This window comes from Pseudomonas sp. 5C2 (assembly GCF_034314155.1).
In the GTDB taxonomy this organism is placed as follows: domain Bacteria; phylum Pseudomonadota; class Gammaproteobacteria; order Pseudomonadales; family Pseudomonadaceae; genus Aquipseudomonas.
In genome coordinates this window covers 2,218,004-2,238,745 of sequence record NZ_JAVIWH010000002.1, presented here as the reverse complement: position 1 = coordinate 2,238,745, position 20,742 = coordinate 2,218,004, and the positions used below count along the sequence as shown (strand labels likewise).

Below are 20,742 nucleotides of genomic sequence, written 5' to 3'. Positions count from 1 at the left end.
CCATCCCCGCTGTCTCGAGTGCTTGCTTCATTGAGTTCTGACGCTTGGATTCAAGGCACACATGTGTCTTTTTTTCGGCGATCAGTGTGAGTCACTCAGTGTGCTTGTAATGGAATAATTATGGCCCGTGTAACCGCTCCCGATATCAACGCTTCCTATAATTACGACGTTGTTCGCCGCTTCACGTTAATGACCCTGTTCTGGGGGATCCTTGGCATGGGGATGGGCGTGATTCTGGCCGCACAGTTAGTCTGGCCGGAGCTGAACTTGAATATGCCATGGACCACGTTTGGCCGCTTGCGGCCTGTCCATACTAATCTGGTGATTTTTGCATTTGGTGGCGGTGCATTATTTGCAACGTCATTGTATGTGGTTCAGCGCACCAGTCGGGTTCGGTTGATATCCGACAGGTTGGCCAACTTTGTATTCTGGGGCTGGCAAGCCATTATCGTTGCCCTGCTGATCACGTACCCCTTGGGCTATACCACGTCCAAGGAATACGCCGAAATGGAATGGCCAATTGCGATAGCGGTGGCCGTCGTCTGGGTGGCGTATGCCTATTTATTTTTCGGCACTATCGCCCGCCGCACCGTTAAACATATTTATGTCGGTAACTGGTTTTACGGTGCCTTCATCGTGGTGACAGGCATGGTGCATGTGATCAATCACCTTTCGGTTCCGGTCAGTTTGCTAAAGTCCTATTCGGTCTATTCCGGCGCGACCGATGCAATGGTCCAGTGGTGGTATGGCCATAGCGTTGTGGGCTTTATTTTGTCTGTCGGCTTTTTGGGCATGATGTATTACTTCGTGCCGAAACAGGCCGCGCGGCCGATTTACTCCTATCGGTTATCCATCGTGCACTTCTGGTCAATCATCACTCTGTACATCTGGGCGGGTCCGCACCATTTGCACTACACCGCACTGCCCGACTGGGCTCAGTCGCTGGGCATGGCGATGTCGATGATTCTGCTGGCGCCAAGCTGGGGCGGCATGATCAACGGCATGATGACCCTGTCGGGGGCGTGGCATAAGTTGCGTACTGACCCGATTTTGCGATTCCTTGTCGTGTCCCTGGCGTTCTACGGCATGTCGACCTTTGAAGGGCCGATGATGGCGATCAAAACCGTCAATGCGCTTTCCCATTACACCGACTGGACCATTGGCCACGTACACGCTGGCGCGCTCGGCTGGGTTGCCATGATCAGCATCGGGACGCTGTACCACATGATCCCCAAACTGTATGGCCGCGAACACATGCATAGCGTGGGGCTGATCAACGTGCACTTCTGGCTGGCGACCATCGGTACCGTTTTGTACATCGCGTCGATGTGGGTCAATGGCATCACTCAGGGTTTGATGTGGCGTGCGATCAACGATGACGGGACATTGACTTACTCCTTCGTCGAAACGCTACAAGCCAGTCACCCAGGCTACGTTGTGCGACTTATCGGCGGCTCGACCTTCGCTGGCGGGATGCTGCTGATGGCCTACAACACCTGGCGCACTGTGCGAGCAGGCGAGCGCAACGTCCAATCACCGATTGTGGCCGTGGCTTGATTGACGACAAGAGATGTGAAGCGCTTCCCTGTCCTGGGATGAATTTTTTTTAGTATCGTCGCCCTGATACGAGGCTCATCCATTTGTTTGGGTGCGCCTTTTTAATTCTGGTTTTGATTATGCAGCGTTATCGCTTTATGGGTTGGCTTGCTCGTTTTACGCCGGCGACATTAAACACACGTCCCAAAGAATGGTTGAGAGCGAGTGTCGGAAGTTTTCTCGGGTTGCTGGTCAGCACGATGATCTGTCGCGCAGTCTTTGGCAGTTCAGTCGAATTGCATTTGATGGGGCCGGTGGCGGCGTCGGCCGTTATCCTGTTTGCCGTGTCTTCGGGGGCACTGGCGCAACCCTGGCCGGTCATTGGCGGCTATCTGACCTCAACAGCGGTGGCGTTGATTGTCACCCATTATGTCGGCTATTCGCTGGAAAGCGCCGCCTTGGCCGTTGGCCTGTCGTTGGGCGCGATGTGTGTGTTGCGTTGCTTGCACCCCCCTGGGGCGGCCTTGGCCCTATGCCTGGTATTGGCGGATACCGAACTCTCGGGGATGGGCCTTCAGGTGTTCTACCCGGTCATGCTCAATGCGATTTGCCTGTTGGTTGCGGCCTTGCTCTACAACAACATCACCGGAGTACGTTATCCCAAACTGCACGTTGTGACGGCTGTACGCGCTACCGACGATCCAGCCCCAGAGGAGCGCGTCGGCATCACCTCTGCAGACCTGGATCTGGCGTTGGCCGACATCGGTGAGTTTGTCGATGTGACACGTGAAGAGCTCGAAGACATCGTGCGTGCCACTGAAAAATATGCGTTACGGCGCAGCATGGGGGATATCACGGCGTCTCAGATCATGTCGCGCGATTTACAGTGTGCCACCCCGGACACGCCGGTCGAGCAGGCGCTGAATATGCTGACCTCGCAACACCTCAAGACGTTACCTGTTCTGGATAAGGAGCGGCGCCTTGTCGGCATTGTCAGCTTGATTGATTTGCTTGGGCATTCGCGCAATACCAGACGATTGGGGGTATTGGGCCGATTGGGCCTGCGCCGCGGAAGGGTGCTGGAGCACGTGATGACCCGCCCAGTAACGTGTGTGAGCGGTAATGCACATGTCGTCGAACTGATTCCGCTGTTATCAGGATCGGGGCTGCACTGCTTGCCCGTCATCGAGAAGGGAGAGCTGGTCGGCATCGTGACCCAGACCGATCTGATTGCAGCGCTTCATCGGGATTTGATCATGCACCTTGGATGACTAGATGATTGGGTCCCAGCGTTGCGACCAATCACTGTCTGCTTTGACGATGTTTCGTAACAGCTCGAAAGCCGACTGCAATACCGCCGAGTCACGATCACGCGAATAGACCAGATAGGTGGGGTAGGTGAACTCTGGCGCCTTTGGCACGCGCTCGAATACGCCGCTGTCCAGATAACTCTGGACCACCCGGGTACGGAAGTAACCGGCACCGCCATTTTCAAGAATGTAGTGCAGCGCCAATGGCCCCAGGTTGAAGCCGATCGCCGCTTTGGCCTGGTCTGGAAGCGCCGCATCGTGTTGCTTGCGGAAGTCATCGCCCCAGTCGACATACACGTAGGGCTCCGGGTTGGATGTCAGGCGCACCTGAATCAGTTTCTCTTCCAGCAGTTGCTCGACTTGCAGGCCCGGCCAGTAGGTTGGCTGATAGACCAGCGCGGCATCCAGTACACCCAGTTCAAGTTGTTGCAACAGTTGCTTGCCGTCCCCTATCTCTGCGCGCAAGGCGTGGGTCGGGATTTTTTCGCGTAGCTGTTGCACCCAGCTCAGCATCAGCGGGTTGCACAAACTGACTTCACCCCCGATGTGCAGCACATTGCGGTAGCCTTCAGGCAGAGGAAGGTCCCGACGCGCCGCTTCCCAGGTCTGCACCAGTTGATTGGCATACGCGACGAACGCTTCGCCATCAGCCGTCAATTTAGCGCCGGCCCGGTTGCGGATGAACAGCGTGCAGTTGAGATGACTCTCAAGTTTCTGCACGCGGGCCGTAATGGCCGTCTGCGTAACATGAAGTCGTTCGGCGGCAGCGACAAGACTGCCATACCGCGCGATCTCTACAAAGGTTCGAGCCAGGTCGATGTCCATGTGGGTTCACTTCAAATCAGAGGGCCTGATTGTAGAGACATCCGCCAGGTGTAGGGAGTCATCAATAAAAATGCCAGAGCACGCTGGAAACCTTGGCTAACTCAATCGGAAGGATTATCTCGATGGTGGAGGAACCGCTAAGAAGGCCACCTCTTGCATCGGTAAGAAGCGGCCAATGGTTTATGGCATGACCGGCGGTAGATACGTCAGCGTGGTGCCCAACGCCCACAGCATGAACAGCACCAGAGGCGCATGGACCAGCAACTGTACAAATGAGAAGCCAATCAGGTCACGCGCCTTCAGGCCCAGAACGCCCAGCAGCGGCAGCATGTAGAACGGGTTGATCAGGTTCGGCAGGGCTTCGGCTGCGTTGTAGATCTGCACCGCCCAGCCCAGGTGATATTTCAGGTCATTGGCAACTTGCATCACGTAAGGCGCTTCGATGATCCACTTACCACCACCTGACGGAATGAAGAAGCCCAGCACCGCCGAGTACACGCCCATCAGCAACGCGTAAGTATCGTGCGAGGCGACCTGGGTGAAGAAGGTCGAAATGTGGTGGGCCAGGGTCTGCGCATCGCTGCCTTTGACCGTGGTCATCAGTGCCGCAATCGAACCGTAGAGCGGGAACTGGATCAATACGCCGGTGGTGGTTGGCACCGCGCGAGACACCGCATCCAGGAAGCTGCGCGGGCGCCAGTGCAGCAGGGCACCGGTCATGATGAACAGGAAGTTATAAGTGTTCAGCCCGGAGATGGCGGTGATCGCCGGTTTGGTCGAAAACTCATGGAACAACCAGCCAGCAGCCAGCAGCACTAACAGGATGATCAGTATCGGGCTGTACTCAAGCCACTCGCCAGGACGTGAGCGCTTGGGCATTGCCGGCAGGCTGAAACTCGGGTCGACACCGCAGGCCGCTGCATCCTTGGCGCTGGAAGGGCCGGGCGCGGTGGCGTAGGCGATGACCAGAGAGACCACGATCAGGATCGCCAACATCACGCCTGACTGCCAAAGGAAGATGGTTTGGGTGAAGGGGATCATGCCGGTAATCGCCAGAATCGACGGTGGCAGGCTGGCCGGGTTGGCTTGCAGTTGCGCGGCCGAAGACGAAAGGCCTAACGCCCACACCGCACCCAGGCCCAGGTAAGCAGCCGCGCCGGCGGCACGGTAGTCCATGCGCAAATCGGTGCGCCGCGCCAGCGCGCGAACCAGCAGACCGCCAAATACCAGCGACAAGCCCCAGTTAAGCAAAGAGGCGACCATGGAGATCAACGCTACCCAGGCCACCGCCGAGCGCCCGTTCTTCGGGATACGCGCCAAGCGGTCGATCAAGCGTACCGCAGGTGGTGAGCTGGCGACCACGTAACCACCGATCACCACGAAAGCCATCTGCATGGTGAATGGAATCAGACTCCAGAAACCGTCGCCAAACGCGGTGGCGGCCTCAGTCGGTTTGGCGCCCATGGCCATGGTCGCAACGGCCACGATAACCACGGCCAACACGGCAAATACCCAGGAGTCAGGGAACCAGCGTTCGGCCCAATTGGCGCAACGCAGGGCAAAGCGGGCATAGCGGCTGTCTTCGATATGGGCGGCCATGGGTCCTACCTTTTTTTGAATTTATTATTGAGGGGCTAAGGGTGTAGCCCGTTTTTGTTAGAGCACGCGCAAAGCGGTGAAGCTACAAAACAACAAACCCCTTCAAGTACTGAAGGGGCAGAATGGCACAGCGTGGAGGCGTCGTTTGGTGACCTCTTGGCTATCACCACAAAAGGATCAGAAACTCATTTCCACGACATCGTCCGGCACGATCAGTTTGCCAGCGGTCTTGGCGATGATTTCTTCGATGCTGACCCCCGGCGCGCGTTCGCGCAGGATGAATGCGCCGTCGGCGATTTCCAGGTAAGCGAGGTCGGTCAGCACTTTGCGGATGCAACCGGCGCCGGTCAGCGGCAGGCTGCAACGCGCCAGCAGTTTGGATTCACCGTCTTTGGAGGCGTGGGTCATGGTGACGATGATGTTGTCGGCACCGGCCACCAGGTCCATCGCGCCACCCATGCCTTTGACCAGCTTGCCGGGGATCATCCAGGAGGCAATGTTGCCCTCGACGTCAACTTCGAAAGCACCCAGCACGGTGAGGTCCACATGACCGCCACGGATCATGGCGAAAGATTCAGCCGAGGAGAAAATCGATGCGCCTTTGCGGGCGGTCACTGTTTGTTTGCCTGCGTTGATCATGTCGGCATCGATGGTTTCTTCGGTCGGAAACTCACCCATGCCGAGCAGGCCGTTTTCCGACTGCAGCATCACGTCGATATCGGTGGGCACGTAGTTGGCGACCAGGGTCGGAATGCCAATGCCGAGATTGACGTAAAAACCATCTTTCAGTTCGCGTGCGACGCGCTGTGCCATTTGTTCGCGGGAAAGTGCCATGGTCAGGTTCTCTTATTGTTCGGAACGAGAGTGTTCTGGGCGAGAAGACTCTTTGAGTGCAGCGAAAGAACGGCCTTAGGCCTTCTTGACGGTGCGCTGTTCGATGCGTTTCTCGAAGGTGCCCAGGATCACGCGATCAACATAGATACCCGGGGTGTGAATCTCGCTGGGCAGCAGTTCGCCTGGCTCGACGATTTCTTCGACTTCGACCACGGTGACTCTGCCAGCGGTGGCGACGACCGGGTTAAAGTTCTGCGCCGTGTTGCGGTACACCACGTTGCCGAAATGGTCGGCTTTCCAGCCTTTGACGATAGCAAAATCGCCGGTGATCGCTTCTTCAAGGATCACGTGACGTCCATTGAACTCGCGGGTTTCCTTGCCTTCAGCGACGGGAGTCCCGTAGCCGGTGGCGGTGTAAAACGCGGGGATGCCGGCGCCGCCTGCGCGAAGTTTTTCGGCCAGAGTGCCTTGCGGGGTCAGTTCGACTTCCAGCTCGCCGCTGAGCAGCTGGCGTTCGAACAGCGCGTTCTCGCCAACATAAGACGCTACCATTTTGCGGATCTGGTGGTCTTCGAGCAGCACACCGAGACCAAAGCCGTCGACGCCGCAATTGTTGGAAACAACCGTAAGGCCTTTGACGCCACGGCGCTTTATTTCCGCGATCAGGTTTTCAGGGATGCCACACAGACCGAAACCACCGGACAAGACCGTCATGTTATCGGTTAGCCCATCCAGCGCTTCTTCGTACGTTGCCACTCGTTTGTCGAGCCCAGCCATAATGATCCGCCTTTTGTAGTTGTTGACCGACAAGCAGGCTGTCGGAGAGCGTTCAGTGCATCTTCCCTTGCCTGTAATGATTTGTTAATTTTGTTTTTCTGATGGATTGATAAGAAAACTAAATAGATGAACGTCAAACAGCTCAGGGCTTTTCTCGCCGTGTCGCAATGCCTGAGCTTCGCCCAGGCAGGGGAGCGCCTGCATCTTTCCCAGCCAGCGTTGAGCCTGACCATCAAAAGTCTGGAAGAGGACCTTGGCGGGCCGCTGTTCAGTCGCACGACGCGCAGCGTCAGCCTCACACCGGAGGGCGAAACCCTGTTACCGCTGGCGCGTCAGTTGTTGGCGGATTGGGACAACACCGAAGAGTTGCTGCGCCAGCGCTTCACCTTGCAGTTGGGCAAAGTATCGATCGCGGCGATGCCGTCATTCGCCGGTAACTGGCTGCCGAGCGCACTCAAGGTGTTTCGTGATCGCTACCCACGGGTCAACGTCGCGGTGCATGACGTGATCAATGAGCAAGTGCTTGAGATGGTTCGTCATCGTCGGGTGGAGTTGGGTATCGGTTTTGAGCCGGAATCGAGCAATTCGCTGCTGTTTACCCCGTTTTATATGGACCGTTTCGTGGCCGTGGTGCCTATGGATTCGCCGTTGGCCGAACGCGAGGAAGTGACCTGGAGTGAGCTGTTGCAGGAAGACTTCATCGCACTGCAGCGGCCATCCGCCGTGCGTTTGTTGCTGGAGCAAGCCCTGCAGGCGCAGCATGGCAAGCTGTCGGTCGCGTTTGAAAGTCATCAGTTGGCGACTATTGGCCGTATGGTCGCTAATGGGCTCGGGGTCAGCGCGGTACCGTCGTTGTGCGTGCAGCAAATGCGCGAGCTGGGCGCGCATTGCATCGCGCTGATCGAGCCGCGTATTGAACGGCGCATCGGCTTGATGATGCTGGCTGATCACACATTGTCGACGGCGGCCCAGGCCTTGCGAGAGGTGTTGATTGGGTGTGCGCAGGAGCAAGTCTCGGGAATGCCCCGACTTCACTAGAGGAATGTTTGGGTGGGCGGGCTTTCTGAGGACGAGTGGAGAACACAGGAGAATCGATAGCGACTATCGAGCGTGATGATTTCTACTCGGCCTAGGTGGCGAGTAGCCTTGACTCATTCCGAAAAGAACCCTGTGAACACGCCCATGAATCGCCTATTGACCCTTGCCCTGTTGCTCACCGCTGCCGTTCTCTCAGGATGTGCCAGCCACGCTCCTGAGCTGCGTCCCTACACCGCCGAAGAGACTCGCGAACTGGCGCTTGAAGACTTGAACCGTCGCGGGTTGTCGTTTGATGAATACCAGACCAAAAAAGCCCAATTGACCCACTCGCAACAGATCGTCCATGAATTCGACAACCGCGGCGAGATGAATGCAGCGCAGGGTGTCGCTCACCCTGATCGTCAGGGTTGACGGGGGTTCACAGCGCCAGCTTCAAATGGCCGCCGGCCAGCGAGTGCCGGGCCTGGACCCTTCGCAGTAATCCATGATGGAAATGTTCCAATCCTTCATGCAGACGCTCGGTGAGGATATCGTCGAGTTCGCCACCCTGTTCGTTGTTGCTGTAGCTGATCTGGGTATCGATGGCGAAGATGCCGTGTAGTACTTCCTGGCACTTGAGCGCCGAGAGCACCGGTTTCAGGGCGTAGTCCACCGCTAGCATGTGCGCGATGCTGCCACCGGTGGCCAGAGGCAGAACAACCTTGCCGTGCAACGAACGCTCGGGCAGCAGATCGAGCAGGGTTTTCAGTGCGCCGGAAAATGACGCCTTGTACACAGGTGTACCGATTAACAGGCCATCGGCCTGTTTGACCGCTTCGATAAAGTCGATGACCTGCGGGCTGTCGAAGTGCGCGTAGAGCAGGTCTTCCGCCGCAAAGTCTCGAATTTTCAGGGCCTGGACGTTCACATCGTGGGCTTGCAGCCAATGACGCGCGTGTTCCAAGACCACGCCGGAGCGGGATTTCAGGGCAGGGCTGCCTGAGAGAGAAACTACCAACATGTTGTACTTCCTTGGGTCAATGTCACCCGCCATGGTGATGGCTTCGGTCTGTTACCCAGTACAAAGCAGCATGCATGCCAGCATCGAATAATTATCTAACGTTTTGAAAATAAACGATTTTATAGAAATATATGACGCGCCCGTGTGTCGTTATGACTGCACAATAGGCACGTAACTGTTGGTTCGCTGTTTCTGTGGCAACAGTTTAAGCGTCCAGCCAATACACCTTCACCTAGCTGGGGATATGGGACTTGGGACATCGACCGCGTCCAATATTCGACGTAGCCGACTTATAACGGATAGGCCACCTTCCAGCCTGAGGACAGGGCAGATGTGAACTATTGGAAGATATGATCCGACGAGCTGCCTTAGCTGATGCAGCTAATCGGACGCCTTGCACACTCCTTCAGCGCAGAGGCGAGTAAGGTTCTGGTATGCATATCATTGTTGTCGCTCTGGCAATTTGCTGAGGTGCACCCTTGGGCGGCCAAAGGCCTTCAGCATAATGACGCGCTCTTAGCACACCGCGCTCTTCCAAACTGGAAAACCCCCAGATGTGGGTGATGCGCGGCGGCCCATCAAGCGCGTACATATTCAGCACTAGATGAGAGGTATATTCATTTGTCGGCGCAAGAGCATCCTCCCAACTGGCTAGCGTAGGTGTGAGACCTCCCGGCTTAAGAAAATACGTCCTGAATTCATAAAAATTTCCAAACGCCGCGGGGGAAATATCCGCCAAGAACGGAAACCGCATATAGCTTTCCGTGTTCAATCGGATGGCGGGATCAGTGATCCCGAAAGGCGCTTTCACCATCAGCGCTCGGCGACGTTCGTCTTCAAGAGCATCCGCAGTGTCAAACCCGCGCAGGAGTTTAACTTGGAAAAGGTCGCCAATCTCTGAGCGCCAGACACCGAGTAATTGGCCAGGCCCTTGCGCCATCCACGCGCACGCGGCAGTCGCGACGGCGCCCTCTGTGAGCGGTGGACAACTTAGTGTTGTGAGTTCATAAAACATGCGATATCTCGACTATTCAAATCAACAAGACCCCGCCTAGGGTTCATCGTGGGCACGACGACAGAGGAGGGGCGTTTGACACTCATGTCGCATTAGCCAGGGCAGATGGCAATCGTTTGGATGAGTCATCGGCAAGTAAGCCGAATGAAGACTCCCACCACTCAATGGCCAGCGCGCTGATGACGTTCGAACGATGGGTACCTTCACTGGATTTTTGCCAATCCAGTGACACACGATGAGGATAATTGCCGTTAGATACTCGATAAATGGGTGTACATTTGTTTTTTTAACAACGGGTGGTTGTTAATGCTTGATCGACTGACAAGCATGACGGTGTTTGTCCAAACGGTTCGCTATGGGTCCTTCGCTGCCGCAGCGGAAAAGCTCAATATGTCGCCACAGATGGTGGCTAAACATATCGAGGCGCTTGAACAACGGGTGGAAACTCGGTTATTAAATCGGACGACCCGGAAGCAAAGCTTGACGGTATTTGGCCGGCTTTATCTGGACCGATGCCATTCGGTCCTTTCCGAAGTGGAAGCCGCCGACATGCTGGCGCAGTCTTCGCATGCCAGGCCGCAAGGTCGTTTGCGCGTCAATGCCCCTGTTACTTTTGGACGCCACGGGTTGATGCCGGTGGTCACGCAGTTTCTTAATCGCTATCCCGATGTTGACGTTGAGCTGACATTATCAGATCGCCTAATCGATCCGGTCGAAGAAGGCTATGAAGCTGTCGTGCGTCTCGGTCCGCTGCAAAAAAATCTCGCGCTTATTGCACGGCCGTTGCGTACCTATCGTCTTGTAGCGTGTGCATCTCCGGCGTACCTGCTTGCGCACGGTACGCCACAACTGCCGTCGGATCTCATCGACCACGAGTGCCTGGGCTTCGCCCCTTGGGTATCCGACCTCAGTCGGAATTGGCATTTTCAGCAGGATGGACAGATTACGGAGGTGCCGGTGCGCGGCCGCTTGCAGATCAATGACTGGGAAGCACTGCACGTAGCCGCGTGCGACGGCTTTGGCATCTTGATCGGTTACGAGCGTGCCCTTGCGGCCGACCTCGCATCGGGCCACTTAGTTCGAATACTCCCCACTTACGAGGGGCCTGCCCGCCCCATCCACCTGCTTTACGCAGCGGACCATCGGATGACATCAAAATTGCGCTGTTTTGTCGAATATATGATGGAAACTTTAGGTCAGCGTTAAACGTCGGCTCAATGGGTCTTGCAAGTGAAGGCTTCACACACACACACACACACACACACACACACACACGCATTGTTAGTATGCGCACGGGCATCAAGCCTTGAGCAGAGAAACCGGTCGCCACTTATTGCGCCAGCAATTGGTCGATTCCACTTGCCCGCTGGGCGACTATCCAGGCATGCAGCATATATATCACCGGTACGGTTTTTCTTGTCGTATTCGGCGCCGTAAATCCGGTTCCAGGTCTCGGACTTCACTTTCGATTTCGTACAGCCACTGATGGATTACAGCGCTTGAAGCTCTGCTTCAAGTGCTGTGGTCTCGGTATCGATCAGGTCATCAAGCAAACTGGCCTGCTGCGGATTCAGCTGCTGCGCTTGGCAAACGTCATGCGCTTGGGCTGCGCGACCTCTCTGTGACCTGCACCCCGAACAGTAATCTTCAACAACCGACAATTTCGCCTGTTCTGTGTACTTTTTCATGACCCCCTCAATGTTGATGTCCAATATTCAGGGGGTCAGATCAAAATACGCGGACACCATCGTCCTTATCGACCGGGTTCGGAAGGTGTGTTCGCTGCCCCCTTACGCAACAGTCGTCAGCCGCCAAATCGCAGGCAAAAAAAACCCCGCATTCGGCGAAGGCGGGGAGGGTTGTAGTGCGGTTCAGTTATTTGAAGGCGGTGCCAGTAGCGACTACGCTGGCCGATGGCAGCAAGTTGCTGATGAAGCGGTTCCAACGGGTGATATTGGCCGGACCGACGAACACCACATCCTGTGCCTCAAGTTCAAATTGACGTGCCAGCACATAGGAGGTCGGTTTTGTTGCGTTGAGGTGGTAGACCGTTGCGCCCTGGCCATCGTTATCCGCAGCGCGAATCACGTAGACCGCATTGCCGTCGGCAGAGTCCGGGCTGAGGCCACCGGAATTGCCAAGGGCTTCCATCAGCGTCACGCTGGTTGTGCCGAAAGAGATCACTTGCGGGCGCATGACTTCACCCAGCACATAGATCTTGTTCTGCGAGTTGCTGTTCAAGTGCAGGTAGTCGCCATTCTTGAGGAGGATTTTGCTCAGTTGCGAACCTTTGCGGTTGAGTGCGTCGATATCGAGCACGTACTCCTTACCGTCACGACTGAGGGTCAACCCCGCCAGGTTGGCGTCGGTCAGGTCCACCCCGGCAGCGCTGATGGCCTGCACCAGACTCAGCGGGATGTTGGTGATCGGTTGCGTTCCAGGATTCTTGAACGCACCTGACAGCACGATGCGCTGGCTGTTGTAACGATAGACTTTGACGTCGACTTTGACCTCGGTGTATTGCGGCAGCAAGCCCATCCTCAACTGTTCGCGTATCTGTGCGACGGTCTTGCCCGCGGCCTGGATCTTGCCGACATAGGGAAAGAACACCGTTCCGTCGCTCAGCACTTCCCGACTGTTGGCATCGAGCTGGTCCAGGGAACCCGGGGCTGTCAACTCGGGGTGTTCGAAGACGGTCACCAATAAAGTGTCACCTGCACCGACCACGTATTCGGGAGTACGGTAGTTCACCAGCTCCGGCGGCAGCACTGAGGTTTTGGTTGAGATATGTTGTTGCTGCACGCTCTTGGGCGTAATGGCCACGAGGTGGACTTTAGGTTCGTCCGGTCCATTGTCTTCGACTTCATCTGGCGTCATATGCTGCCCGGGAGCAAATGCGCAGCCTTGCAAAATCAGGCTGGAAAGCAGCACAACAGCTAGGGTTCGCTTCATATATTTTATCCTTCCGAAAGGTGCACGGTGCACCACAGTGATTTCATTGCTTCCCTTACCAACACCGGTACCGCGTTATTGCAGTCGTGCACGCCCCGGTTCGCCTCCTCAACGAGCCTGGTTATACAAAAGATAGATGATTTATTTAAAATGCGTTTTTGTTGAGAAAGCCTTTGAACAGGGTCAACAGAATGATTTTTATGTCCAGCCAGATTGACCAGTGTTCGATGTATTCAAGGTCGAATTCGACGCGTTTCTGCATCTTGTCCAGCGTGTCCGTTTCGCCACGCCAGCCATTGATCTGCGCCCAGCCGGTGATTCCCGGTTTGACCTTGTGCCGCAGCATGTAACCGCTGACTTGCTTGCGGTATTGCTCGTTGTGCGCCACCGCATGAGGCCGTGGGCCGACGATGGACATGTCACCGCGCAACACGTTGAAAAATTGCGGCAGCTCGTCAAGTGAGGTGCGACGCAGGAAAGCGCCGAGGGGTGTGATTCGTGCGTCATTGCGCGTGGCCTGACGGACGTTATCGCCGTTTTCCTGCACGCTCATGCTGCGAAACTTCCAGACCATGATTGGCCGTCCATCCAGTCCATAACGACGCTGTCGAAACAGTACGGGGCCGGGGGATGTGAGCTTGATTGCGATTGCAATCAATACCAGGGGTAAGGCGATCATCAACAGAATCAGGCTGGACAGCACGATGTCTTCCACGCGTTTGACCACGCGCGAGGCGCCGTCCATGGGGGAATCGAAAATGCTGATACTGGCCAGGCCGTTGATGCTCTCACTGCGTGCGTGCAGCAGCTCGAACATGAACATATCCGGAATCAGGTACACCGATGCGGTGGTGTCGCTCAAGCCTTTGACCAACTCGCACAGGTGTGGCTGACCGAGTGCAAGGGTGATGTAAATCTTGTCAACGCGACCTTCACGAGCATCGTTGATCAACTGCTCCAGATTGCCCAGTACCGGCACTCTTCGGCCAACGACGGTGAGGTCCATCTGCTGAGGCTCCTCATCGTAGAAACCGAGCAGATCCATGCCCATCCAGGGGGCGCTGGAAATCGAGGTGGCCAAGCGTTCACCACATTGCCCCGTACCGACAATAGCCACGCGGCGAGTGTTAAAGCCTCGCCGCCGCAAGTTGTGCAACAGGCTGCGGATCAATAGTCGATAACTGCACAGCGTCACCAGCACCAGCGCGAACCAGGCCATTTGGCCGTTGTCCGGCACACTGACGTGGTTAAACAGCAGGTAGTTCACCGTCAGCAGGATGACGAACGTCGTCGACCAATAACTGAAGATTTTGGTCAGTTCACGCAGAATGCGTTCTCCGCGCCAAGAGCCATAGAGCTGGTGATACTCGCCGATCCAGTGGAAGACCAGCACCGAAAGCATGATCAGGATCCACGGCTCGGCGCCCATGGGTGAGCCTTCGACCCGGTTCAGCCAATAGCCGCAGAGCACGATGACGGTTAGATCAAGCAAGCGGTGGGCGACGGATAGCAGGGATTGGTTAGCATGCAAAATGCCACGAAATTGTGTGCTCATGACCTGTGCTCGTTCAGAGTGATTTGATCGGAACTACACGTGCGTGGTGATCGGCGACGGCCACTGGCGGAGTAGATACCGCTGCGCTCGCTGGCCGAGGATGGCGCGAGGTGTGCGCGGCGCTCAAGCGTGCTTCGACGAAGTTTTTGATCTCTTGCTCGAAGCGCTCGCAGGAAAAACGCTCGGCGTTGGTGCGACAGGACTGGGCGCTGATCCGGGGCTTGGCGTTTTCGAATTCGCCGATGGCCGCCACCAGTGCGGATACCGTCTGCTGGTGATAGAACACGCCGGTCGGCATGGGATGGTCGAGGCCACAGATGGTTTCAAGCACGCCACCCTTGGCATAGGCGATCACAGGGGTGCCACAGGCTTGCGCTTCTACCGGGCTGATGCCGAAGTCTTCCTCGGCGGCAAAGACAAAGGCCTTGGCGTTGCGCATGTGTTCGAGCAACACGGCAAACGGTTGATAACCCAGCAGGGTCACGTTCGGCGCGTGGATGGCGCGTGCTTTTGCCATTTCTGGACCATCGCCGATCACGATCAGACGTTTGTCCGGCATTGCCGCGAAAGCTTCGATGATCATCGGCATGCGCTTGTAAGGCACCATGCGCGAGGCCGTCAGGTAGTACTCCTGTTTGGTTTCTTGCAGGGTGAACCCCAAGGTGTCCACCGGTGGGTAGATCACTGTCGATTCGCGGCGATAGGCTTTGGAGATGCGCCGACCAATGAAATACGAGTTGGCGATAAAGTCATCGACCCCGGCGGCGGTGCGTTGATCCCACATGCGTATGTAATGCAGAACTATCCGCGCAAGCTTGCCTTTGAAGCCTTTGTTCAGGCCGGCTTCGTGCAGGTACTGGTGTTGCAAGTCCCAGGCGTAGCGGATCGGCGAATGGACATAGCTGATGTGCAACTGATCGGGGCCGCTCAGCACCCCTTTGGCCACGGCGTGGCTACTGGAAATGATCAGGTCATAACCGGACAGATCCAGTTGCTCGATGGCCAGCGGCATCAAGGGCAAGTATTTCTGATAATGGGTTTTGGCTTTTGGCAGATTCTGGATGAACGTAGTCTGAGCCTTCTTGCCACCCAAATGGGCGCGATCCTGATCGCTGAGAAAATCGATCACCGAGAACAGATCAGCCTCCGGCCAAGCCTTTATCAGCGCAGCGAGCACGCGCTCGGCGCCAGCGTAGGTCACCAGCCAGTCATGGACGATAGCAATTTTCATTGGATTTTCTCATGTGTGCACACGCCCGGGTTCAGACTCGGGCAGGCTGCGTCTTGGTGTGACGATTGTTAAGGCGCGTACCGAGTTTGATAAAAGGCAGTTCGACACAGCATCAACACTGATGGGCGCAACAGATTCCGCGAATGACTGATCGCACCCAGCCATAGCAGCAATAGGAATACTTCAAGACTTACTGGAAGACGATTTCGCAGGAATGCTCTCGTTAACAGCCTGCTTCGTCGCCGTGTGCCGGGGCAGTTCTGGGGCGCTGGGTTGCGTGAGCACGGCATCGATGCGTTGGGAAACGCGGCGGGCCGAGTCCTCCCAGGAAAACCGTGTCACGTTGTTCAAGCCGCGACGGCGCAGAGATTGACGTAATGAAATATCGGTAAGAATGCGCTCCATGGCCGAGGCAATATGGCCGACGTCCAGGGGGTCGAAGTACAGCGCGCTGGCTTGCAGCACCTCGGGAATCGATGCGGCATTGGCTGCCAGTACCGGGCAACCACAGGCCTGTGCTTCCAGCGGCGGGATGCCGAAGCCCTCATACAGTGAGGGGAATACGAAAGCTGTTGCGCCCTGATATTGTGCTATCAGCTCGGTGTCGCTGAGCCTGCCGAGAAAGTGGATGCGGGGATCGCTGCTGGCCAGACGTTGCAGGCTAGGGTCAGAGAAGATTTCGCTCGCGGCACCGACAATGTGCAATTGCAGATCCTCTTGAGTACGCAATGTCAGGAATGCTTCGATCATGCGACTGAAGTTTTTGTGCGCACTGGGTGAAGACACCGCCAGCAGGTAGTTCTGCTTGTTGGTGAGTGGCGGCCCCGGTTGAAAGTCGTCGCTGACCGCATTGGGTACTACGAAAATCTTGCTCTCGGGGTAGTTATAGAACTGTGAAATTTCCCCTTTCGAAAAATTGCTCACGGTCAACAGCGCTTTGATCCGCATCAGCAGGATGGGGGTCATCACCCGATACAGGGTACGAAATGCGCGGGTGTAGCTTTCCGGGTGACGTACGTAAGTGATGTCGTGGTGGGTGGCAATCTGGTTCCCATACATCAGCGGCGCAGTGCTGCACAGTGACACTAGCAATGGGTTGCCCTGGCGACGCAGATACAGCGGCAGGTCCAGTTGTTCCCAGAGGTGACCGCTATTGCGGCCAATGCATTGCACCTCTAGCGCCTTGGCGCTTTCGTGCATTTTAATGCCATGAGGGGCAACAAAGACCACGTCGTCTCGCATCTGCTTGAGCGCCAGACAGGTCTGCTCAGCGAACCGTTGCACACCGCGCAGTTCCTGAGTGAGAAAACGAGCATTGATCACAATCATCGGAGGCGACCTGAGGGGAAGTTTGAAGGGTAAAAATAGGGTCAGTTGCCGGCCATGGCTGTAAGGGCGCGCAATTTACCGGGCTAAAGAGCGGAGGTTTGATGCCCAGGCTGATGATTTTAGGAAAACCGGTTATAGGGAGCAGTGCCGAGCAGCGACTGTCGTCGCATTGCCAGGCAATACCGCTGTCGAAACGGCCCTTTTCGGGCTCGCCGGTGTCAATGATCTGTACATTGCCACGCTGCGCGCTGCTGGCATCTATGTGTATCTGCTGCGGGTTCTCGCCTGCGCTCCAGGCCACCAGTATCTGTTCCGGGCCTTTGGAGAAACGCAGGAGGTAAGTCGAGCCTTCCACTCGGCTTTTTTCCGGCTCATAACTGTATTCGCGTAACGTTGGACTGATTGCCTTGAGGGTCAGGTAGGCCGGCTTGATCGTCATGTCTTGCTCCAGCAGGCCGAAATTCTGTTTCAGATCGCTGCGGTCTTCGCCGTCATTGAGGAGGTCATACCACCACATGCCCTTGATATCCGGCACGGTACGCACCAGAAAGAAGCTGCGGGCGAGGTACGCAGCCTGGGTTTTTTCATCCACGCCGCACTTACCTTCGTTGCTGGGCCAGCCCATTTCAGTCAGGTACAAAGGCACTGGTTTGCCCGCAATCGACCTGAAATTTGCATCCACCTCGCGCAGCCAGGCAATCCAGTGTTCCGGGGTATGGCGCTCGACATTCCGGCAATACACAGACGGATGCAGTGACAGGCCATCCACTTTGGACAGCACATCCGCTTCGAGTAAACGATCAGCGAATCCCAAGTCGATTCCTCTGCTGGTGATAGCGCCCGCCAGAATTTTTACAGGATGGTTTTGCTCTCGAATACGCTGCACAGTTTCATTAATCAAGGCGATGTAATCGGCTGAGGAACCCGCATCGGCCGGGTTCTCTGAGTCCCACTCATTCCATATTTCGAAAAAATCGACGCGGCCCCTCAACTTCCTAGTGACGAAACTTGCATAGTTGCCGAAGGCTGCCCTGACTTGCGGCTCGCGGGGTTTTGCATTGTTGGCGTAAAACGGGTTGCCATAACCCAGTACCAACAGCGGTCCTAATCGATGTTCGTGCGCTTTGCTCAACCAGTCTTTCCAGGCCGGGTCGATATGTAACTGGCCACGCCGGGGTTCAGCCGTCGACCAATAGGCTTCGTCACGTACCGAGTCGATCCCAGCGTCGCTGATCAATTTCATGGCGCTGGCCGATGAGTCGTTTTTATTGAGCAGGTGAGTACCAACGCCAACGATGAACGATTCATCACCCATGGCTGCGATGCTGAGAAACAGGCTCGTGAGAAATAACGTCAGTTGCTGGCGTGACGTGGTTAGATTAGGAGTGAGCATGTTTCGTCTCAGTGAAGAAACAACGGTCCGGAGCGGTTGCTCAGGGTCACGGGCCGGGCAATACCGAATGGGACAGGGGTTGATCTTCATGCCGTACGATTTTGTCCAGAAGGGTCTGGGCGAAAATACTTTGATAGCTGTCGAGCATCAGGTCCAAGTTGAGTAGCGAAGCGACGCTCGTACGTGCCTGGCCGCTAAGCCGGCTGAGCAGCTTCGGCTGCTGATGCAAGCGCAGCATGGCCAAACCTAGTGAGTCCGGGTCATCGGGGTTACATAGCAGGCCGTTGAGCCGATCCTGAATGAGCTCGGGCAACCCACCCATACGGCTGGCGATAACCGGCAGTGAATGGGCGCACGCTTCAACGGCGACCATGCCGAAGGGCTCGTTCCAGATGGATGGCACTACAGCCACATCAATCTGGCTGTAGAACTCCGACGGCACTTGGTAACCGACAAAACTGATGTTTGGCGAGGTCACCAACGCCTTGAGCCGCGCTTCATCATTGCGCTGGCCGCGTCCGGCAATCTGTAATGTGGCGTCGAACGGCAGGCGTTGGAATTGGTCGATCAGCCAGTGCACGCCCTTCGCCTCGGACAGCGTGCCCATGTAGCCAAAACGCAGCGGTTCCTTAGTGTTCAGGGCATTGGCGTGCCGAGGCTTTACCGTTGGCGCGGGGAATGGGCTGCTGTTGTGCACGACATAGGCCTTGGCACCCTGGAAATAGCCTTGGCCTTGCAAGGTGTCGAGCATGAAACGACTTACTCCAACCACGGTATCGACCTGGGCCGAGCGCGAGTCATAGCCCTTGCGAAACACTTTGCAGCTGAAGCACTGGCGCTCACAGTTTTTGCCGTTTTTGAACATCGTGCTACTGGGGCAGAGCAGGTACATGTCATGCAATACCTGGACAATAGGTAAGTCAGCTGCGCGGATCTCGTCCCAGGCTGAAACCGACCAACCACTCAGATTGTGGCAGACCACCACATCTGGCTGCTCTGCGCGGATGACATCACGTACATACTCGCGCATGTCGCTGTTATAGCGGTCGCGCATATGCCAGCGTAGTCGACTCAACTGCCCAGGGCGCTGCTCGGTATGGTGCCAATAGAGGTTGCGCAGGCCCGCGCGATAAACCTTGATCTGGTTTAGCGAGTCTTCCCTCAGCCCCGGCTCTGGTGCAGTGGCTAATACCACCACCTTGCAGCCACGTGCTTGCAGGCCTTCCGCAGTGCGCTGCAGGATGATCTCTGCGCCGCCGCCGATATGTGGAGGATAAAGACTGTTGATGAACAGTACTTTCATAGTGGATACGACTGATGTAGCCCTAGCACGCCGGACTCACCGTCGTGAATGGCCTTTTCGATCAGGCTCAAGCGTTGTTCTGCGCCACGTCGTTTGGCGATCACCCGCAGCAGGCGAAAGAACACCCAGCGGTTGAGACTGTACAGCCATGACGATGATGCCCAGATGTTCTTGTCGAACCATGCCTGATTACGCGCGCCGTAATAGGCGCGCAGGTCTGAACCACCCAGCAGGAAGCTTTCATAGATGTTGTTGGTTTTTGCCTTGATGTTCCACGACTCTTCCAGGTCGTCGAGGAGCGCGTCGGGGACCAGGAATATCCGGCCGCCGCCAGCGGTGATACGCCAGGTGTATTCACTGTCATCCGCATACAGCAACAACGCGTCCAGCGGCAGACCTATTTTTTCATACAGGCTGCGGTGGGCGAGCAAGCCGCCATAGGTCGCGAACGGTAATTGCACCATGGGCATTTGCGACTGCTTGGCCCGAGGATGGCCCCAAGGCAAGCGCCGCCAAATCTTGTAGGGCAACTGGGCGATATGGAAACCGAAGAAGCTCGAGCGCCGCTGAATGGCGAAGCGCTTGGGGACACCGGCGGCGAAGTCTGCCTGATGGGTCGGGCGGAATCCCAATACGGCGGCTTTCTCACGGCCATCAATGCGCTCGCGTTGATACAGGCATTGGTGCAAGGTCGCGATGGCATTGACGGTCGGCGCGTTATCGTCGTCCATCAGCCAGATGTAATCGGCACCGGCATCCAGCGCAGCCTTGATACCTACGGAGTAGCCTTTGGCAGAACCGGTGTTGTGCTGCAGGTAAATGATTTGAACCTGGCCGGGCCAGGCCCGAGTCAGGGATTCGAGTGGCGCCACCGACGCATTGCTGACGATGATTACCCGTTCGATCTGGGGGCTGGCCAAGGAACGACCGACCAGCGTTTGCAGGTAAGACAAGCGATCACCATAGGTGAGTGTCACCAGCGTTGTTTTAGGGGTCATGGTGAGTTCCAGGCGATTAGAAAAAATCGAAGGTCTGTGCAAGCGAC

General features: G+C 56.3%; 19 protein-coding genes. 5 read left to right on the top strand and 14 right to left on the bottom strand.

What is annotated here, in order from left to right; genetic code table 11:
- Positions 1-120: 120 nt before the first annotated feature.
- Together ccoN and RGU44_RS10995 are read left to right on the top strand one after the other, a co-directional pair.
- Positions 121-1,557: a cytochrome-c oxidase, cbb3-type subunit I gene (gene ccoN, locus RGU44_RS11000; RefSeq protein WP_322178366.1), complete on the top strand. Its 1,437-nt coding sequence runs from the start codon at positions 121-123 to the stop codon at positions 1,555-1,557.
- A 119-nt stretch (positions 1,558-1,676) separates the two neighbouring features.
- A complete protein-coding gene (locus tag RGU44_RS10995) occupies positions 1,677-2,807 on the top strand; it encodes an HPP family protein (protein WP_322217102.1) in 1,131 nt (376 codons plus the stop codon).
- Here RGU44_RS10995 and RGU44_RS10990 read toward each other — a convergent pair whose 3' ends face one another.
- The 4 genes from RGU44_RS10990 to RGU44_RS10975 all read right to left on the bottom strand — a co-directional run bounded on the left by RGU44_RS10990 (position 2,808) and on the right by RGU44_RS10975 (position 6,881).
- Positions 2,808-3,671: a LysR family transcriptional regulator gene (locus RGU44_RS10990; RefSeq protein ID WP_322178368.1), complete on the bottom strand. Its 864-nt coding sequence runs from the start codon at positions 3,669-3,671 to the stop codon at positions 2,808-2,810.
- A gap of 180 nt (positions 3,672-3,851) precedes the next feature.
- Positions 3,852-5,270, bottom strand: a complete 1,419-nt coding sequence (locus tag RGU44_RS10985; RefSeq protein ID WP_322217099.1) for a short-chain fatty acid transporter — start codon at positions 5,268-5,270, stop codon at positions 3,852-3,854.
- A gap of 177 nt (positions 5,271-5,447) precedes the next feature.
- Positions 5,448-6,104, bottom strand: coding sequence for a CoA transferase subunit B (locus RGU44_RS10980; protein ID WP_322178370.1), 657 nt, complete (start codon positions 6,102-6,104; stop codon positions 5,448-5,450).
- Positions 6,105-6,179: 75 nt separating this feature from the next.
- Positions 6,180-6,881, bottom strand: a complete 702-nt coding sequence (locus tag RGU44_RS10975; RefSeq protein ID WP_322178371.1) for a CoA transferase subunit A — start codon at positions 6,879-6,881, stop codon at positions 6,180-6,182.
- Positions 6,882-7,007: 126 nt separating this feature from the next.
- Here RGU44_RS10975 and RGU44_RS10970 point away from each other — a divergent pair, with 126 nt between their 5' ends.
- Positions 7,008-7,919 (top strand): LysR family transcriptional regulator, encoded by a 912-nt coding sequence (locus tag RGU44_RS10970; RefSeq protein ID WP_322217098.1) that lies wholly within the window; start codon positions 7,008-7,010, stop codon positions 7,917-7,919.
- A 144-nt stretch (positions 7,920-8,063) separates the two neighbouring features.
- Positions 8,064-8,330 carry a hypothetical protein gene (locus RGU44_RS10965; protein WP_322217096.1) on the top strand — a complete coding sequence of 89 codons (267 nt, stop codon included), beginning with the start codon at positions 8,064-8,066 and terminating at the stop codon, positions 8,328-8,330.
- Between the two features lie 7 nt (positions 8,331-8,337).
- Here the strand turns inward: RGU44_RS10965 and ssuE are convergent, their stop codons facing one another.
- Together ssuE and RGU44_RS10955 are read right to left on the bottom strand one after the other, a co-directional pair.
- Positions 8,338-8,919: an NADPH-dependent FMN reductase gene (gene ssuE / locus RGU44_RS10960; RefSeq protein ID WP_219061349.1), complete on the bottom strand. Its 582-nt coding sequence runs from the start codon at positions 8,917-8,919 to the stop codon at positions 8,338-8,340.
- 406 nt (positions 8,920-9,325) lie between these two features.
- On the bottom strand, positions 9,326-9,934 hold the full coding sequence (locus tag RGU44_RS10955) for an NIPSNAP family protein (protein ID WP_322178374.1): 609 nt from the start codon (positions 9,932-9,934) through the stop codon (positions 9,326-9,328).
- A 306-nt stretch (positions 9,935-10,240) separates the two neighbouring features.
- On the opposite strand from RGU44_RS10955, the gene RGU44_RS10950 reads away from it, so the two are divergent.
- Entirely contained in the window at positions 10,241-11,140 is a 900-nt protein-coding gene (locus RGU44_RS10950) for a LysR family transcriptional regulator (RefSeq protein WP_322178375.1), read from the top strand.
- A gap of 284 nt (positions 11,141-11,424) precedes the next feature.
- On the opposite strand, the gene RGU44_RS10945 is transcribed toward RGU44_RS10950, so the two are convergent.
- The 8 genes from RGU44_RS10945 to RGU44_RS10910 form a co-directional block, all read right to left on the bottom strand.
- Positions 11,425-11,622: a transposase gene (locus RGU44_RS10945; protein WP_322183150.1), complete on the bottom strand. Its 198-nt coding sequence runs from the start codon at positions 11,620-11,622 to the stop codon at positions 11,425-11,427.
- A 187-nt stretch (positions 11,623-11,809) separates the two neighbouring features.
- On the bottom strand, positions 11,810-12,886 hold the full coding sequence (locus RGU44_RS10940) for a polysaccharide biosynthesis/export family protein (RefSeq protein ID WP_322178376.1): 1,077 nt from the start codon (positions 12,884-12,886) through the stop codon (positions 11,810-11,812).
- Positions 12,887-13,031: 145 nt separating this feature from the next.
- The gene (locus RGU44_RS10935; protein ID WP_322178377.1) at positions 13,032-14,441 is read right to left on the bottom strand and encodes an undecaprenyl-phosphate glucose phosphotransferase; all 1,410 of its coding nucleotides are present in this window, start codon (positions 14,439-14,441) and stop codon (positions 13,032-13,034) included.
- Between the two features lie 13 nt (positions 14,442-14,454).
- Positions 14,455-15,672 (bottom strand): glycosyltransferase family 4 protein, encoded by a 1,218-nt coding sequence (locus RGU44_RS10930; protein ID WP_322178378.1) that lies wholly within the window; start codon positions 15,670-15,672, stop codon positions 14,455-14,457.
- A 183-nt stretch (positions 15,673-15,855) separates the two neighbouring features.
- Positions 15,856-17,001, bottom strand: a complete 1,146-nt coding sequence (locus tag RGU44_RS10925; RefSeq protein WP_322217094.1) for a glycosyltransferase family 1 protein — start codon at positions 16,999-17,001, stop codon at positions 15,856-15,858.
- Complete coding sequence (locus RGU44_RS10920) at positions 16,940-18,394, bottom strand: hypothetical protein (RefSeq protein ID WP_322217091.1); 1,455 nt, start codon at positions 18,392-18,394, stop codon at positions 16,940-16,942. Before RGU44_RS10920 ends, RGU44_RS10925 begins: the two co-directional genes overlap by 62 nt.
- A gap of 46 nt (positions 18,395-18,440) precedes the next feature.
- Positions 18,441-19,697, bottom strand: a complete 1,257-nt coding sequence (locus tag RGU44_RS10915; RefSeq protein ID WP_322178381.1) for a glycosyltransferase family 4 protein — start codon at positions 19,695-19,697, stop codon at positions 18,441-18,443.
- A complete protein-coding gene (locus tag RGU44_RS10910) occupies positions 19,694-20,695 on the bottom strand; it encodes a glycosyltransferase (protein WP_322217089.1) in 1,002 nt (333 codons plus the stop codon). Before RGU44_RS10910 ends, RGU44_RS10915 begins: the two co-directional genes overlap by 4 nt.
- Between the last annotated feature and the right edge of the window lie 47 nt (positions 20,696-20,742).

What these genes read in the sequence shown, in the direction of transcription:
- ccoN (WP_322178366.1), top strand. Translation starts at nt 121, where the DNA reads ATGGCCCGTGTAACCGCTCCCGATATCAACGCTTCCTATAATTACGAC.
- RGU44_RS10995 (WP_322217102.1), top strand. Translation starts at nt 1,677, where the DNA reads ATGCAGCGTTATCGCTTTATGGGTTGGCTTGCTCGTTTTACGCCGGCG.
- RGU44_RS10990 (WP_322178368.1), bottom strand. Translation starts at nt 3,671, where the DNA reads ATGGACATCGACCTGGCTCGAACCTTTGTAGAGATCGCGCGGTATGGC.
- RGU44_RS10985 (WP_322217099.1), bottom strand. Translation starts at nt 5,270, where the DNA reads ATGGCCGCCCATATCGAAGACAGCCGCTATGCCCGCTTTGCCCTGCGT.
- RGU44_RS10980 (WP_322178370.1), bottom strand. Translation starts at nt 6,104, where the DNA reads ATGGCACTTTCCCGCGAACAAATGGCACAGCGCGTCGCACGCGAACTG.
- RGU44_RS10975 (WP_322178371.1), bottom strand. Translation starts at nt 6,881, where the DNA reads ATGGCTGGGCTCGACAAACGAGTGGCAACGTACGAAGAAGCGCTGGAT.
- RGU44_RS10970 (WP_322217098.1), top strand. Translation starts at nt 7,008, where the DNA reads ATGAACGTCAAACAGCTCAGGGCTTTTCTCGCCGTGTCGCAATGCCTG.
- RGU44_RS10965 (WP_322217096.1), top strand. Translation starts at nt 8,064, where the DNA reads ATGAATCGCCTATTGACCCTTGCCCTGTTGCTCACCGCTGCCGTTCTC.
- ssuE (WP_219061349.1), bottom strand. Translation starts at nt 8,919, where the DNA reads ATGTTGGTAGTTTCTCTCTCAGGCAGCCCTGCCCTGAAATCCCGCTCC.
- RGU44_RS10955 (WP_322178374.1), bottom strand. Translation starts at nt 9,934, where the DNA reads ATGTTTTATGAACTCACAACACTAAGTTGTCCACCGCTCACAGAGGGC.
- RGU44_RS10950 (WP_322178375.1), top strand. Translation starts at nt 10,241, where the DNA reads ATGCTTGATCGACTGACAAGCATGACGGTGTTTGTCCAAACGGTTCGC.
- RGU44_RS10945 (WP_322183150.1), bottom strand. Translation starts at nt 11,622, where the DNA reads ATGAAAAAGTACACAGAACAGGCGAAATTGTCGGTTGTTGAAGATTAC.
- RGU44_RS10940 (WP_322178376.1), bottom strand. Translation starts at nt 12,886, where the DNA reads ATGAAGCGAACCCTAGCTGTTGTGCTGCTTTCCAGCCTGATTTTGCAA.
- RGU44_RS10935 (WP_322178377.1), bottom strand. Translation starts at nt 14,441, where the DNA reads ATGAGCACACAATTTCGTGGCATTTTGCATGCTAACCAATCCCTGCTA.
- RGU44_RS10930 (WP_322178378.1), bottom strand. Translation starts at nt 15,672, where the DNA reads ATGAAAATTGCTATCGTCCATGACTGGCTGGTGACCTACGCTGGCGCC.
- RGU44_RS10925 (WP_322217094.1), bottom strand. Translation starts at nt 17,001, where the DNA reads ATGATTGTGATCAATGCTCGTTTTCTCACTCAGGAACTGCGCGGTGTG.
- RGU44_RS10920 (WP_322217091.1), bottom strand. Translation starts at nt 18,394, where the DNA reads ATGCTCACTCCTAATCTAACCACGTCACGCCAGCAACTGACGTTATTT.
- RGU44_RS10915 (WP_322178381.1), bottom strand. Translation starts at nt 19,697, where the DNA reads ATGAAAGTACTGTTCATCAACAGTCTTTATCCTCCACATATCGGCGGC.
- RGU44_RS10910 (WP_322217089.1), bottom strand. Translation starts at nt 20,695, where the DNA reads ATGACCCCTAAAACAACGCTGGTGACACTCACCTATGGTGATCGCTTG.